Source organism: Enterobacter mori, from assembly GCF_025244905.1.
Lineage (GTDB): Bacteria > Pseudomonadota > Gammaproteobacteria > Enterobacterales > Enterobacteriaceae > Enterobacter > Enterobacter mori_A.
The window spans coordinates 1,588,249-1,603,036 of record NZ_CP104285.1 but is presented as its reverse complement, the minus strand read 5'-3'; the positions used below and the strand labels follow the sequence as shown (position 1 = coordinate 1,603,036).

Sequence of the window (14,788 nt, the reverse complement as noted above, 5' to 3'; positions counted from 1 at the left end):
GTGTATGTCATAAAGTTGAAGGCTTATTTTCATTTGTGGGAGTGTGCAGTGGCGACGTTATCCAGGCTTTTTATTCATCCGGTGAAATCCATGCGCGGCATCGGCGTCTCTCACGCGCTGGCCGACATGAGCGGATTCGCCTTCGATCGCATTTTTATGGTCACCGAGCCTGACGGTACGTTTATTACCGCACGCCAGTTCCCGCAGATGGTTCGCTTTACCCCTTCCCCTCTTCATGATGGTTTGCACCTGACCGCGCCGGACGGTTCCAGCGTAGTGATTCGCTTTGCCGATTTTGCACCTGTCGACGCGCCGACGGAAGTGTGGGGAAATCATTTTACCGCGCGCATCGCTCCGGATGAAATTAACCGCTGGCTGAGCGGTTTCTTCTCCCGCGACGTGCAGCTGCGCTGGGTTGGGCCTGAACTGACGCGTCGCGTGAAGCGCCATGACGCCGTTCCCCTCTCCTTCGCCGATGGCTTCCCGTTCCTGCTGACCAACGAAGCCTCGCTGCGTGATTTACAGCGCCGCTGCAAAGCCAGCGTTCAGATGGAACAGTTCCGTCCGAACCTGGTGGTGACGGGTTCAGACGCCTGGGACGAAGATACCTGGAAGGTGATCCGAATTGGCAGCGTTATTTTCGACGTGGTGAAGCCCTGTAGTCGCTGCATTTTCACCACTGTCAGCCCAGAAAAAGGCCAAAAACATCCTTCCGGCGAACCGTTGAAAACGTTGCAGTCATTCCGTACCGCCCAGGACAACGGTGATGTGGATTTCGGTCAGAACCTCATTCCACGCTCCAGCGGTGTGATCCGCGTCGGTGACGAAGTAGAAATCCTCACCCGTGGTCCCGCCAGGATTTATGGTTCCAGCCAGGAAGAGGAGTTTGTTGATATCGAGTCCGCACCCTCGTCAGGGGTCGATATTCACTGGCAGGGTAAAGTTATCCGTGGCAACAATCAGCAGGTATTACTTGAGCAACTGGAACAGGCAGGGATCCGCGTACCTTACTCCTGTCGGGCAGGTATTTGCGGATGCTGTCGAATCAAACTGGTCGAGGGTGAAGTTACAGCGCTGAAGAAATCGGCGGTAGGTGATGACGGTACGATTTTATGTTGCAGTTGTGTGCCGAAAACGTCCGTCCAGCTGGAAGCTTAAACGGCCTGTTCAAGGCTGAACGAATCAACGCGCAGCTGGGGTTTCAGCCTGTCATTCATGACTTTAATCGCATCTCCTAACTGCATAACTCGCCCGGCGATGGTCACGCCGGGCTGCGCTAACAAACAGAGCGCGGCGTTTTCACCGGGTTCAACGACCAGTAAATTCACCTCTTCTGCGGTATCGCTCAGATTGACGCTTGCCGCATCGCCCGTTGCCGGGGTCCAGCTCATGCCGTGTGCAAGAAAATGCCAGCTTTTTGGCATTTGCGGTTTCAGGAAACGGATGGCCACCAGCGCATTCAGGACCAGCTCAGCGCGCTGTTCTTTTGAGAGCGTCAGGTCGCGGCATTTTTCTTCGAAGGAGAAATAAAGCGCAGCATCGTCCACGCAAAAGCCTGACGGCGAGAAAGCGTCCGGGGTTAACATTCGACGCGGAAAACGTGAACGAAACAACATGCCATTGGCTAAATCGAGCATCATTCGATCATGCTCGTCGCAAAAATACCAGCGCCAGTTATCGTCAGGTTTAATTCGCATGTGTCTCTCCCGTCCCCAAACGTCCTGTACTAAAAATGTCCTGTTTGCCGCCTCGTTTATAACACCATTAATAAAAGACTATAATGACTAAATAAGCAACAGTGACGGAATATAAAACAACCAGGGCCGGAAATAAAGCCCTGGTTGTCTGATTAGGAGAAAAGATTAGATATGAGTAACGATTTCTTTAATCAATGGCGGGCCTTTAAAAATAAAGCCGGAATAAATTTGCACCAGTGATGCCCCGGCAGCCATCTTCTCGCGGGCAGCGATAACAGAGTCGATACCGCCCACGCCAATAATGGGCAGACGTCCCTGTAATTCAGCAGACAGTGCGCGAATAATTTCCGTACTTTTTAATTGTACCGGACGGCCACTTAACCCACCCGCTTCGTCACAGTTTTTCATTCCCTGAACGAGAGAACGATCGAGCGTCGTATTGGTTGCTATCACTCCATCAATATTATGACGCACTAAACTGTCGGCAACCTGGATCAATTCTTCAATAGAAAGATCCGGCGCGATCTTAACCGCGACCGGAACATATTTATGGTGGATCGCCTGGAGTTCGTTTTGTTTATTTTTAATGGCACTCAGAAGATCGTCCAGCGCGTCGCCATATTGTAATGAACGCAGGCCTGGGGTATTGGGTGAAGAAATATTCACCGCAATATAACCGGCATAGGCATAGACTTTTTCCATACAAATCAGATAGTCATCTTTGCCCTGCTCTACCGGCGTGTCTTTATTTTTACCAATATTGATGCCTAATACGCCATCAAAATGGGATTTTTTAACGTTCTCCACCAGATGATCGACACCAAGGTTGTTGAAGCCCATACGGTTGATCAGACCCTCAGCTTCTACCAGGCGGAACAGACGCGGCTTGTCGTTACCCGACTGCGGACGCGGCGTAACGGTACCGATTTCGATGGAGCCAAACCCCATCGCGCCCAGGGCATCAATACATTCGCCATTTTTATCCAGACCGGCCGCCAGGCCCAGCGGATTCTTAAAGGTCAGGCCCATGCATTGGACAGGTTTTTCCGGCACATTTTGACGCACCAAAGCAGCCAGAGGCGTGCCTGTAATACGACGTAATTGCTGGAATGTAAATTCATGAGCGCGCTCAGGATCGAGCTGGAAAAGGGCTTTACGAACGAAGGGGTAGTACATGAACTCTCCTGGATTCCCGGTGTGCAAACCGGGAGGGGATTATGTGCGATCCCGCCCGGAAAGGGAATTGACCTGCGGCAAAAAAGTCGCGCAAAACGCAAACGTTTACTTCCACGCCGATTTCTTATGCACTTTTTCGCATTTAAATTGCAGATAAATCATTTAGTGGAATAACCCGGCGATGTCACACTCCTTAAAATTGTTATGAATGTTAGATAAAAGCAAACAATTAGTTATAAGGAGCAAACATGCGCGTCATCACCCTGGCCGGTAGTCCACGGTTCCCCTCGCGTTCCAGCGCTCTGCTGGAATATGCCCGTGAAAAACTCACTGCTCTGGATGTGGAAGTGTGCCACTGGAATCTGCATAACTTCGAACCTGAAGATTTGCTCTATGCCCGTTTCGACAGCCCCGCGCTTAAAACCCTGATCGAGCAACTCAAGGGGGCAGATGGCTTAATTGTGGCGACTCCCATTTATAAAGCCTCTTTTTCTGGCGCACTGAAAACCCTGCTCGACCTGCTTCCGGAGCGCGCGCTGGACGGCAAAGTGGTGCTGCCGCTGGCTACGGGCGGTACGGTTGCCCATTTACTGGCCGTGGATTACGCCCTGAAACCGGTGCTGAATGCCCTGAAAGCGCAGGAGATCCTGCATGGCGTTTTCGCAGATGATTCACAGGTCATCGACTATCAACACAAACCCCACTTTACGCCGAATCTGCAAACCCGCCTTGATGCCGCACTGGAAACGTTCTGGCATGCGCTGCATCGTCGGGATATCCAGGTTCCCGCTTTTAATCCGTCGCAAGGAGTCGCTCATGTTTAAGACACTGACACGCATCGGGCTGGCAGGGCTGATGGCTCTGTCGTCGCTGGCTTATGCGGCGGAAACCGCACCGGAAAGCCTGCGCATCGGCTATCAGAAAGGCAGCGTCAGCATGGTGCTGGCGAAAAGCCACCAGCTTCTGGAAAAACGCTTCCCGAACACCACATTCTCCTGGGTGGAGTTCCCTGCAGGCCCACAGATGCTGGAGGCGTTGAACGTCGGGAGTATCGATTTGGGCAGCACGGGTGATATTCCGCCTATCTTTGCTCAGGCTGCCGGGGCCGATCTGGTCTATGTGGGCGTCGAACCCGCTAAACCGAAAGCCGAGGTCATTCTGGTACCTGAAAATAGCGACATTAAAAGCGTTGCCGATCTTAAAGGCCATAAAGTAGCTTTCCAGAAAGGTTCCAGCTCACACAACCTGCTGCTGCGCGCCCTGCAAGAGGCCGGGCTTAAGTTCACCGACATTCAGCCCGTTTACCTGACGCCTGCCGACGCGCGCGCCGCATTCCAGCAGAAGAACGTGGATGCCTGGGCCATCTGGGATCCTTATTACTCCGCAGCCTTACTGCAGGGTGGCGTGCGGGTGCTGAAAGATGGCACCACGCTGAAACAAACCGGTTCGTTCTATCTCGCTGCACGTCCTTACGCGGAGAAAAACGGCGCATTCATTCAGGGCGTTCTGGATACCTTTACCCAGGCCGATGCCCTGACCCAGAGCCAGCGTCAGGAAAGCATTACCCTGCTGGCAAAAACCATGGGTCTACCGGAGCCGGTTATCGCGAGCTATCTCAACCATCGTCCGCCGACCACCATTACACCGGTTGACGCGCACGTCGCGGCCCTTCAGCAACAAACCGCTGACCTCTTCTATCAAAATCGTCTGGTACCCAAAAAGGTCGATATTCGTGACCGCATCTGGCAACCCGCTGGCAAAGAAGGAGCTAAATCATGAGTCTGAATCTTTTCTGGTTTTTACCCACCCACGGTGATGGGCACTATCTTGGTACAGAAGAGGGCTCACGCCCGGTAGACCATGGCTATCTGCAGCAGATTGCGCAGGCGGCGGACCGAATCGGTTTCACCGGCGTGCTGATCCCAACCGGACGTTCGTGCGAGGATGCATGGCTGGTCGCCGCATCGATGATCCCGGTCACTCAACGTCTGAAGTTCCTGGTCGCCTTACGTCCAAGCGTGGTTTCCCCCACCGTTGCGGCGCGTCAGGCGGCAACGCTGGACAGACTGTCCAACGGTCGCGCCCTGTTTAACCTTGTCACCGGTAGCGATCCGCAGGAGCTGGCGGGCGATGGCGTGTTCCTCGATCACACGGAGCGCTACGAAGCCTCCGCCGAATTCACCCGCGTCTGGCGACGCCTGCTGGAAGGTGAAACCGTCACCTTCGAAGGCAAGCATATTCACGTTCGCGATGCGAAACTCTACTTCCCGCCAGTGCAACAGCCGCGCCCTCCCCTCTATTTCGGCGGATCGTCGGATGTGGCCCAGGATCTGGCCGCCGAGCAGGTCGATCTCTACCTGACCTGGGGCGAGCCGCCTGAGCTGGTGAAAGAAAAAATTGCCCAGGTCCGCGCCAAAGCGGCAGCCCACGGTCGCAAGGTGCGTTTCGGTATTCGCCTTCATGTGATTGTCCGCGAAACCAATGAAGAAGCCTGGCAGGCTGCCGACCGTCTGATCTCGCATCTGGACGATGAGACCATCGCGAAGGCGCAGGCCGCGTTTGCTAAAACCGACTCCGTCGGGCAGCACCGGATGGCGTCTCTGCACAACGGCAAGCGCGAGAACCTGGAGATCAGCCCGAACCTGTGGGCGGGTGTCGGTCTGGTACGCGGCGGCGCAGGTACAGCGCTGGTCGGCGATGGCCCAACGGTGGCCGCGCGGATTAATGAATACGCTGACCTGGGCATCGACAGCTTTATCCTCTCCGGTTACCCGCATCTGGAAGAAGCCTACAAAGTGGGCGAACTGCTGTTCCCTCATCTGGATGTCGCCATCCCGGAAATTCCGCAGCCGCAGCAACTCCAGCTTCAGGGCGAAGCCGTGGCGAACGAATTTATTCCACGCAAAGCCGCGCAGAGCTAAGGAGTGACCATGTCTGCCACCTCACAAAAATGGCTGCTGCGCGCCGCGCCGTGGTTTTTACCCGTCGGCATTGTGGCCCTCTGGCAGCTCGCGTCGTCCACCGGCTGGCTGTCGAGCCGCATTCTGCCCTCTCCGGAGGGCGTCGTAGAAGCGTTCTGGTCGCTGAGCGTGAGCGGAGAGCTTTGGCAACATCTGGCGATCAGTTCCTGGCGCGCCGTGATTGGGTTTTCCATCGGCGGCAGCATCGGTCTGGTTCTGGGTCTGATCAGCGGCCTTTCGCGCTGGGGTGAGCGGCTGCTGGATACGTCTATACAGATGCTGCGCAACGTGCCGCATCTGGCGCTGATCCCGCTGGTTATCCTGTGGTTTGGGATTGATGAGAGCGCCAAGATCTTCCTCGTGGCGCTGGGCACGCTGTTCCCGATTTACATCAACACCTGGCACGGCATCCGCAATATCGATCGCGGTCTGGTCGAGATGGCGCGAAGTTATGGCTTGTCCGGTTTTTCTCTCTTTATACACGTGATCCTGCCGGGCGCCCTGCCCTCGATTATGGTTGGGGTGCGTTTTGCGCTCGGTCTGATGTGGCTGACGCTGATTGTGGCGGAAACCATTTCAGCTAACTCCGGTATCGGCTACCTGGCGATGAACGCCCGTGAATTCCTGCAAACCGACGTGGTGGTGGTGGCCATCATCCTTTACGCCCTGCTCGGCAAACTCGCCGACGTCAGCGCCCAGTGGCTGGAGCGCAGCTGGCTACGCTGGAACCCGGCCTATACCCTTCAGGAGGCAAAAGCATGAATACTGCACGACTGAACCAGGGGACGCCGTTACTGCTTAACGGCGTCACCAAACGCTACGGCGAAAATACTATTCTCAACGGGCTGGATCTGCATATTCCCGCCGGACAATTTGTGGCCGTTGTCGGACGCAGCGGCGGCGGCAAGAGTACGCTGCTACGCCTTCTGGCTGGGCTGGAAGCTCCCAACGGCGGTGAAATTTTGGCAGGGACAACGCCGCTGGCCAATATTCAGGACGATACGCGCATGATGTTTCAGGACGCGCGCCTGCTGCCGTGGAAAACGGTTATCGACAACGTCGGTCTCGGTCTGAAGGGCAACTGGCGGGATAACGCACGTCAGGCGCTGGCCGCCGTCGGGCTGGAAAACCGCGCAGGCGAGTGGCCTGCTGCGCTGTCAGGGGGACAGAAACAGCGCGTGGCGCTGGCGCGCGCGTTGATTCACCGTCCCGGCCTGCTGTTGCTTGATGAACCGCTCGGCGCGCTTGATGCGCTGACGCGGATTGAAATGCAGGATTTGATTGAGTCCCTGTGGCAGGAGCATGGCTTTACGGTACTGCTGGTGACGCATGACGTGAGCGAGGCCGTCGCGATGGCGGACCGGGTGCTGCTGATAGAAGACGGGAAGATTGGTCTGGATTTGACGGTGGATATCCCGCGCCCTCGCCGCGTGGGCTCGGCAAAACTTGCGGAGCTGGAGGCGGAAGTGTTGGATCGGGTGATGAAGCGCGGGGGTACAGAGTTACAGCGAGCCAAGGCTAATGCCTGATGCCCTCACCCCGGCCCTCTCCCACAGGGAGAGGGAGGGTAAAGCTTTCTGTCAGGCCAGCGCCTTAGCTATCTTCTCGTACAAATCCCCGGACAGGTTTTCCAGCCCTTTCAGCTGCTCAAGCGCGGCGCGCATCTTCGCCTGGCGCTTCGCATCGTAGCGTTTCAGGCGGATCAGCGGCTCAATCAGACGTGACGCCACCTGCGGGTTACGGCTGTTCAGTTCGGCCAGCATTTCCACCATAAACTGATAACCGCTGCCGTCTTCGGCGTGGAACGCGGCCGGGTTGCTGCTGGCAAACGCGCCAATCAGAGAGCGGACGCGGTTCGGGTTGCTCATGGTGAACGAGCGGTGTTTCAGCAGGCGACGTACGGTGCTCAGCACATCGGCAGACGGGCTGGTGGACTGCAAAATGAACCATTTGTCCATCACCAGACCATCCTGATGCCATTTGTCGTCGTACTCCTGCATTAGCGCATCACGGCACGGCAACTCGGCGGCAACGCTTGCGGCGAGCGCAGCCAGCGCGTCGGTCATGTTATCGGCTTCGTGATACTGCTTGCTGACCAGCGTGTTCGCCAGTTCCACCTCACCAAAGGCCAGATAGCGCAGACAGGTATTGCGCAAGGAACGTTTGCCGATATCTGCATGCTCAACACGGTACGCATCCAGCTTGTTGACGTTGTAAATGGCCAGCAACTCATCCGCCAGTTCGGCAGCCAGCGTCCGGGTTAGCGCTTCACGGACTGCGACAATCGCAATCGGGTCGATAATCTCGAACAGCTCGGCGATTTCAGTCGCGGACGGTAAGGTCAGAATTTCAGCCGCCAGTGCCGGGTCAATTTTCTCGTCCAGCAGGATCGCGCGGAAGGCATCCGCAACATGAACCGGCAGCGTCAGCGGCTGGCCCTGCTGATAACGGTTCACGTTCAGCTTGATATAGGTTGCCAGCAGGCTCTGCGCTGCATCCCAGCGAGAGAAGTCATTGCGCGCGTGACGCATCAGGAACGTCAGCTGCTGATCGCTCCACTTGTACTCCAGTTTTACCGGCGCAGAGAATTCGCACAGCAGCGCAGGTACCGGCTGGAAGTAAACATTATCGAAAATAAACGTCTGCTCCGCCTGGGTGACGTTAAGCACGCTGTGTACCGGGTGACCGCCCTTCTTCAGGGGGATCACTTTGCCTTCGTTATCGTACAGCTCAATGCTGAACGGAATGTGCAGCGGCTGTTTCTCTGCCTGCTCGGCCGTTGGCGGTGTGCGCTGGCTGATGGTCAGGGTGTACTGCTCGGTTTCCGGGTTGTAGTCGTCTTTGACGGTCACAACAGGCGTACCGGCCTGGCTGTACCAGAGGCGGAAATGGGACAGATCCACGTTGGACGCGTCTTCCATCGCCTGGACGAAGTCGTCGCAGGTGGCGGCGCTGCCGTCGTGACGCTCGAAGTAGAGCTGCATCCCTTTCTGGAAATTCTCTTCGCCCAGCAGGGTGTGGATCATACGAATGATTTCTGCCCCTTTTTCATACACCGTCAGGGTGTAGAAGTTGTTCATCTCGATGACTTTATCCGGACGAATCGGGTGCGCCATTGGGCTGGCATCTTCCGCAAACTGCAGGCCGCGCATGGTGCGCACGTTGTTGATGCGGTTCACAGCGCGGGAGCCCAGATCGGAGCTGAACTCCTGGTCGCGGAAGACGGTTAAGCCCTCTTTCAGGCTCAGCTGGAACCAGTCGCGGCAGGTGACGCGGTTACCGGTCCAGTTATGGAAATATTCGTGCCCGATGACGCGTTCGATATCAAGGTAGTCTTTGTCGGTGGCGGTATCGGTACGCGCTAGCACGTATTTGGAGTTAAAGACGTTAAGACCTTTGTTCTCCATCGCGCCCATATTGAAGAAGTCGACGGCGACGATCATATAAATGTCGAGATCGTATTCGAGGCCGAAGCGCTCTTCGTCCCACTTCATGGAGTTGATGAGCGAGGTCATCGCCCACGGCGCGCGGTCAAGGTTGCCGCGGTCAACAAACAATTCCAGCGCCACGTCGCGACCAGAACGGGTTTTGTAGGTGTCGCGCAGGACATCGAAATCACCCGCTACCAGCGCAAACAGGTAGCACGGTTTCGGGAACGGATCCTGCCACTGCACCCAGTGACGGCCATTCTCCAGTTCGCCTTCCCCCACGCGGTTACCGTTGGAGAGCAGGAACGGATATAAGGTTTTATCGGCAATGATTTTGGTGGTAAAGCGCGCCAGTACGTCCGGACGATCCAGATACCAGGTAATGTGGCGGAAGCCTTCTGCTTCACACTGGGTACACAGGGCTACGCCTGACTGGTAGAGCCCTTCCAGCGCCGTGTTGGCGGCTGGGCTGATTTCATTCACGATGCGCAGCGTAAAGCGTTCCGGCAGGTTGTCGATGACCAGCTGGTTGCCTTCTTCTTTATAGTCTGACCAGGGTTCATCATTAATATGTAAGGAAACCAGCGTCAGGTCTTCACCATCCAGACGCAGCGGTACGGCCGTCGCGCTGTGGCGCGTCACCTGGCTTACCGCCGTCACAACGGTTTTTGTGGCATCCAGGTCAAAAGTCAGATCGATATCGCTAATCAGGTATTCCGGCGCACGGTAGTCGTGGCGGTATTTGGCTTGTGGCTGTTGTGTCATAGAAAACCTTATGCATCGTTTGTCGAGTAACGTTTCAATATATTCCTGTTGTGTAAAACGCGCTATGCAGAATGTTCATCTTTTCAGGCAGAAACGCTTTTTTCGCTACATTTGTATAACACGGGGCACGAAATGCTCTCGACCATAAAGAGCGCTTATGTTGTGATCGGGGTTCAATAAATCACTAAAACAGGTATACTCCGGAGTTGTTTATTGTACTAAACGCTCCCGTGAGAGGATGCTACAGCGCACCTATGACTCAATTCGCTTCTCCGGTTCTGCATACGTTGCTGGATACCGACGCGTATAAACTGCATATGCAGCAAGCCGTTTTCCACCATTACCATGACGTTCATGTTGCGGCGGAGTTTCGCTGCCGGGGCGACGACTTGCTGGGTATCTACGCGGATTCCATTCGTGAACAGGTCGATGCTATGCAGCATCTGGCGCTGCAGGACGACGAATATCACTGGCTTTCCGGCCTGCCCTTCTTTAAAGCTGACTACCTTACCTGGCTGCGCGACTTCCGCTACAAGCCAGAGCAGGTCACGGTGACTAATGATAATGGCAAGCTGAATATCCGCCTTGCAGGTCCGTGGCGTGAAGTGATCATGTGGGAAGTGCCGCTGCTGGCCGTGATCAGCGAGTTAGCCCACCGCTACCGTTCGCCGGAAACCGGCGTCGAGCAGGCGGTTGCCTCACTGGAAAATAAGCTGGTTGAATTTTCCCACCTGACCGAAGGTATGGATATGTCCCGCTTCCGCCTGATGGACTTTGGCACTCGCCGCCGTTTTTCTCGCGAAGTACAGCAGGCTATCGTTAAACGTCTTCAGCAGGAGCCGTGGTTTGTGGGCACCAGTAATTACGACCTTGCGCGTCGTCTGGACCTGACGCCAATGGGCACTCAGGCACACGAGTGGTTCCAGGCGCATCAGCAGATCAGCCCTGACCTTGCCAATAGCCAGCGCGCGGCTCTGGCCGCATGGCTGGATGAGTATCCGAATCAACTGGGGATCGCCCTCACCGACTGCATCACGATGGATGCCTTCCTGCGCGACTTCGGTCCTGAATTTGCTGAGCGTTATCAGGGTTTACGCCATGACTCCGGAGACCCGGTGGAATGGGGTGAAAAGGCCATTGCCCATTACGAGAAGCTGGGCATTGACCCGATGACGAAAGTCCTGGTCTTCTCTGATAACCTTGATTTAGCCAAAGCGGTTGATCTTTACCGCCACTTCTCCTCCAGAGTGAATCTGAGCTTTGGTATTGGCACCCGTTTGACCTGCGATATTCCACAGGTAAAACCTCTGAACATCGTCATAAAGCTGGTGGAATGTAACGGCAAGCCGGTGGCAAAACTCTCTGATAGTCCGGGCAAAACCATCTGTCATGACAAGGCCTTTGTCCGCGCATTGCGCAAAGCCTTCGATCTGCCTCAGGTTAAAAAAGCCAGTTAACCGCTTTCGGGAGCCGTAAAGGCTCCCCACTTCTTATTTATTTCTTATTTCTTCTCTTAAGACTGCGAAATCTGCTTGTCTGATGGCGGATGCCAGGTAACATAGATATCCCCCCATAAGGGCGGACAAGTGTTTATCATTTCCGACAATTAACAGAGAGAATATTATGAGCGTTGTGCCTGTAGCCGACGTACTCCAGGGCCGTGTCGCCGTTGACCAAGAAGTCACCGTGCGCGGATGGGTGCGTACCCGCCGAGATTCTAAAGCTGGCATCTCCTTCCTCGCCGTCTATGACGGTTCCTGCTTTGATCCTGTACAGGCCGTCATTAATAATTCTCTGCCCAATTACAATGATGAGGTTCTGCACCTGACAACGGGCTGTTCCGTCATCGTCACTGGCGTGGTTGTCGCATCGCCGGGTCAGGGACAGAGCTTCGAAATTCAGGCTTCTGCGATTGAAGTCACCGGCTGGGTGGAAGATCCAGATACCTACCCGATGGCAGCAAAACGCCACAGCATTGAGTACCTTCGCGAAGTGGCACACCTGCGTCCACGCACCAACCTGATCGGTGCGGTGGCCCGCGTTCGTCACACGCTGGCGCAGGCGCTGCATCGTTTCTTCGATGAGCAGGGTTACTTCTGGGTATCCACGCCGCTGATCACCGCGTCCGACACTGAAGGTGCGGGTGAGATGTTCCGCGTTTCCACGCTGGATATGGAAAACCTGCCGCGTACGCCGGAAGGTAAAGTGGATTACGACAAAGACTTCTTTGGTAAAGAAGCCTTCCTGACGGTATCCGGCCAGCTTAACGGTGAAACCTATGCCTGTGCGCTGTCGAAGATCTACACTTTTGGCCCAACCTTCCGCGCAGAAAACTCCAACACCAGCCGCCACCTGGCGGAATTCTGGATGCTGGAGCCAGAAGTGGCCTTTGCCGATCTCAATGATGTGGCAGGCCTGGCGGAAGCCATGCTGAAATACGTGTTTAAAGCCGTTCTGGAAGAACGTGCAGACGACATGAAATTCTTCGCTGAGCGCGTGGATAACGACGCGATTGCCCGTCTGGAGCGCTTTGTTTCCGCTGACTTCGCGCAGGTGGATTACACCGATGCGGTTGCCATCCTCGAGAAGTGCGGCGAGAAGTTCGAGAACCCGGTTTACTGGGGCGTGGATCTTTCTTCTGAGCACGAGCGCTATCTGGCAGAGAAACACTTCAAAGCACCGGTTGTCGTGAAAAACTACCCGAAAGACATTAAGGCTTTCTATATGCGCCTTAACGAAGACGGTAAAACCGTTGCCGCAATGGATGTCCTGGCACCAGGCATCGGTGAGATCATCGGGGGTTCGCAACGTGAAGAGCGTCTGGACGTCCTGGATTCCCGTATGGAAGAGATGGGTCTCAACCCGGCTGACTACAGCTGGTATCGCGATCTGCGCCGTTACGGTACTGTTCCGCATTCAGGCTTCGGCCTGGGCTTTGAGCGTCTGATTGCTTACGTAACCGGTGTTCAGAACGTCCGTGATGTGATTCCGTTCCCACGTACGCCGCGTAACGCAAGCTTCTAACCCGCATCAATGATAATGGCCAGCACATGCTGGCCATTATTTTATTCTGCAATGTCAGTTTATGTCAGCGCAAAGTCAGCCTCTTTAAAAGACAACCCCGTCAAAAGCACTAGCTGTTACGTTTTGTTTCCATGAAATATCTATGAATAAAAAATACCCCACAGTCTTATTGTGATTATTTAATTCTCAAGCAATAGCATATTTTTTATTCAATTTCACAGCCATCCAGAAGTCCTTTCGCGGTCATAAGAAAAGATGAGCCGTTTAATTGCTGTTTATATGAATTGCCTTTAGCCAAATTAAATATAAGCAATTCATATATATAGGAATAAAACCGCCTCTTAATTAACCAAGCCTCTCTGAAATTTGAGATGGTTCACAAAGTCCCCAAAAACACACATTTAGTTACACATTATTTCTTTTTGTAACTCAATCTTGAGAATTGTAGCACTTTCAGGCTAGCGAAACGGTTCTATGAATGGAAAGATGCCTGTCAGATACATAAAGACACCTAACTCTCATCAATAGTTCCGGAAATATTTATTGACAGAATTTATTGACGGCAGTGGCGAGTGTCATAAAAAAACCAATGAGGGTAATAAATAATGATGAAGCGCAATATCCTGGCAGTGGTTATCCCTGCCCTGCTGGTAGCCGGTGCAGCAAACGCTGCAGAAATCTATAACAAAGACGGCAACAAATTAGATCTTTACGGGAAAGCTGTTGGTCTGCATTACTTCTCTGATAATGACGGCAACAATGGCGACATGACTTATGCTCGTCTGGGCTTCAAAGGCGAAACCCAGATCAACGACCAGCTGGCTGGCTACGGTCAGTGGGAATACAACTTCCAGGGTAACAACTCTGAAGGCGCTGATGCACAGTCCGGTAACAAAACCCGTCTGGCATTCGCAGGTCTGAAATTCGGTGACGCAGGCTCCTTCGACTACGGTCGTAACTACGGTCTGGTCTATGATGCAATCGGTATCACCGATATGCTGCCAGAATTCGGTGGCGACACTGGCGCAAGCGACAACTTCTTCTCTGGTCGTACCGGTGGTCTGGCGACTTACCGTAACAGCGGCTTCTTCGGCCTGGTTGACGGTCTGAACTTTGGCGTTCAGTACCTGGGCAAAAATGAGCGCACTGACGCAGTACGTTCTAACGGTGACGGCTGGGCAACCTCTCTGAGCTATGAGTTCGACGGCTTCGGCATCGTCGGTGCTTACGGCGCGGCTGACCGTACCAACAACCAGCAGACCCTGCAGTGGGGCGAAGGCGATAAAGCTGAGCAGTGGGCAACCGGTCTGAAATACGATGCGAACAACATCTACCTGGCAGCGCTGTACGGCGAAATGCGTAACGCGGCTCGTCTGGGCAGCAACGGCTTCGCTAACAAATCTCAGGACTTCTCTGTTGTCGCTCAGTACCAGTTCGACTTCGGCCTGCGTCCATCCATCGCTTACTACAAATCTAAAGCGAAAGACGTAGAAGGTATCGGTGACGAAGACTACATCAACTACATCGACATCGGTGCGACTTACTACTTCAACAAAAACATGTCCACCTATGTTGACTACCAGATCAACCAGCTGAAAAACGACAACAAGCTGGGCATCAACAGCGATGATACCGTTGCTGTAGGTCTGGTTTACCAGTTCTAATCAGTACACCACTTTGTTATATGCTTAATGAACAGGGCTTCGGCCCTGTTTTTTTATGCCCGACAGAAAATAAT

Annotated in this window: 12 protein-coding genes; 9 read left to right on the top strand and 3 right to left on the bottom strand. The window is 54.3% G+C overall.

Going from position 1 to position 14,788, the window contains the following annotated elements; genetic code table 11:
* Positions 1-48: 48 nt before the first annotated feature.
* Entirely contained in the window at positions 49-1,158 is a 1,110-nt protein-coding gene (locus N2K86_RS07460; RefSeq protein WP_260661008.1) for a YcbX family protein, read from the top strand.
* On the opposite strand, the gene zapC is transcribed toward N2K86_RS07460, so the two are convergent.
* Positions 1,155-1,697: a cell division protein ZapC gene (gene zapC, locus N2K86_RS07455; protein ID WP_260661007.1), complete on the bottom strand. Its 543-nt coding sequence runs from the start codon at positions 1,695-1,697 to the stop codon at positions 1,155-1,157. The genes N2K86_RS07460 and zapC overlap by 4 nt on opposite strands.
* Before the next feature lie 165 nt (positions 1,698-1,862).
* Complete coding sequence (pyrD, locus tag N2K86_RS07450; RefSeq protein WP_126543613.1) at positions 1,863-2,873, bottom strand: quinone-dependent dihydroorotate dehydrogenase; 1,011 nt, start codon at positions 2,871-2,873, stop codon at positions 1,863-1,865.
* 248 nt (positions 2,874-3,121) lie between these two features.
* Here pyrD and ssuE point away from each other — a divergent pair, with 248 nt between their 5' ends.
* Genes ssuE through ssuB form a run of 5 tightly spaced genes read left to right on the top strand, consistent with a single transcriptional unit; the run spans position 3,122 to position 7,362 of the window.
* Complete coding sequence (gene ssuE / locus N2K86_RS07445; RefSeq protein WP_010429323.1) at positions 3,122-3,697, top strand: NADPH-dependent FMN reductase; 576 nt, start codon at positions 3,122-3,124, stop codon at positions 3,695-3,697.
* Positions 3,690-4,652 carry a sulfonate ABC transporter substrate-binding protein gene (locus N2K86_RS07440; RefSeq protein WP_260661006.1) on the top strand — a complete coding sequence of 321 codons (963 nt, stop codon included), beginning with the start codon at positions 3,690-3,692 and terminating at the stop codon, positions 4,650-4,652. The genes ssuE and N2K86_RS07440 overlap by 8 nt, the downstream gene beginning before the upstream one ends.
* Positions 4,649-5,794 carry an FMNH2-dependent alkanesulfonate monooxygenase gene (ssuD, locus tag N2K86_RS07435; RefSeq protein WP_010429320.1) on the top strand — a complete coding sequence of 382 codons (1,146 nt, stop codon included), beginning with the start codon at positions 4,649-4,651 and terminating at the stop codon, positions 5,792-5,794. The genes N2K86_RS07440 and ssuD overlap by 4 nt, the downstream gene beginning before the upstream one ends.
* Before the next feature lie 9 nt (positions 5,795-5,803).
* Positions 5,804-6,595: an aliphatic sulfonate ABC transporter permease SsuC gene (ssuC, locus tag N2K86_RS07430; protein WP_023311016.1), complete on the top strand. Its 792-nt coding sequence runs from the start codon at positions 5,804-5,806 to the stop codon at positions 6,593-6,595.
* A complete protein-coding gene (gene ssuB, locus N2K86_RS07425) occupies positions 6,592-7,362 on the top strand; it encodes an aliphatic sulfonates ABC transporter ATP-binding protein (RefSeq protein WP_260661004.1) in 771 nt (256 codons plus the stop codon). Before ssuC ends, ssuB begins: the two co-directional genes overlap by 4 nt.
* Before the next feature lie 51 nt (positions 7,363-7,413).
* On the opposite strand, the gene pepN is transcribed toward ssuB, so the two are convergent.
* On the bottom strand, positions 7,414-10,026 hold the full coding sequence (gene pepN / locus N2K86_RS07420; RefSeq protein WP_260661003.1) for an aminopeptidase N: 2,613 nt from the start codon (positions 10,024-10,026) through the stop codon (positions 7,414-7,416).
* A 254-nt stretch (positions 10,027-10,280) separates the two neighbouring features.
* On the opposite strand from pepN, the gene pncB reads away from it, so the two are divergent.
* From pncB to ompF, 3 genes are all read left to right on the top strand, one after another.
* Complete coding sequence (pncB, locus tag N2K86_RS07415; RefSeq protein ID WP_260661001.1) at positions 10,281-11,483, top strand: nicotinate phosphoribosyltransferase; 1,203 nt, start codon at positions 10,281-10,283, stop codon at positions 11,481-11,483.
* Between the two features lie 166 nt (positions 11,484-11,649).
* Positions 11,650-13,050, top strand: coding sequence for an asparagine--tRNA ligase (gene asnS / locus N2K86_RS07410; RefSeq protein ID WP_260661000.1), 1,401 nt, complete (start codon positions 11,650-11,652; stop codon positions 13,048-13,050).
* Positions 13,051-13,655: 605 nt separating this feature from the next.
* Positions 13,656-14,714, top strand: coding sequence for a porin OmpF (ompF, locus tag N2K86_RS07405; RefSeq protein WP_313771640.1), 1,059 nt, complete (start codon positions 13,656-13,658; stop codon positions 14,712-14,714).
* Positions 14,715-14,788 lie beyond the last annotated feature (74 nt).

Coding starts and splice junctions, on each gene's coding strand:
- N2K86_RS07440 (WP_260661006.1), top strand. CDS start 3,690: ATGTTTAAGACACTGACACGCATCGGGCTGGCAGGGCTGATGGCTCTG.
- asnS (WP_260661000.1), top strand. CDS start 11,650: ATGAGCGTTGTGCCTGTAGCCGACGTACTCCAGGGCCGTGTCGCCGTT.
- ssuC (WP_023311016.1), top strand. CDS start 5,804: ATGTCTGCCACCTCACAAAAATGGCTGCTGCGCGCCGCGCCGTGGTTT.
- pyrD (WP_126543613.1), bottom strand. CDS start 2,873: ATGTACTACCCCTTCGTTCGTAAAGCCCTTTTCCAGCTCGATCCTGAG.
- pncB (WP_260661001.1), top strand. CDS start 10,281: ATGACTCAATTCGCTTCTCCGGTTCTGCATACGTTGCTGGATACCGAC.
- zapC (WP_260661007.1), bottom strand. CDS start 1,697: ATGCGAATTAAACCTGACGATAACTGGCGCTGGTATTTTTGCGACGAG.
- pepN (WP_260661003.1), bottom strand. CDS start 10,026: ATGACACAACAGCCACAAGCCAAATACCGCCACGACTACCGTGCGCCG.
- ompF (WP_313771640.1), top strand. CDS start 13,656: ATGATGAAGCGCAATATCCTGGCAGTGGTTATCCCTGCCCTGCTGGTA.
- ssuD (WP_010429320.1), top strand. CDS start 4,649: ATGAGTCTGAATCTTTTCTGGTTTTTACCCACCCACGGTGATGGGCAC.
- ssuB (WP_260661004.1), top strand. CDS start 6,592: ATGAATACTGCACGACTGAACCAGGGGACGCCGTTACTGCTTAACGGC.
- ssuE (WP_010429323.1), top strand. CDS start 3,122: ATGCGCGTCATCACCCTGGCCGGTAGTCCACGGTTCCCCTCGCGTTCC.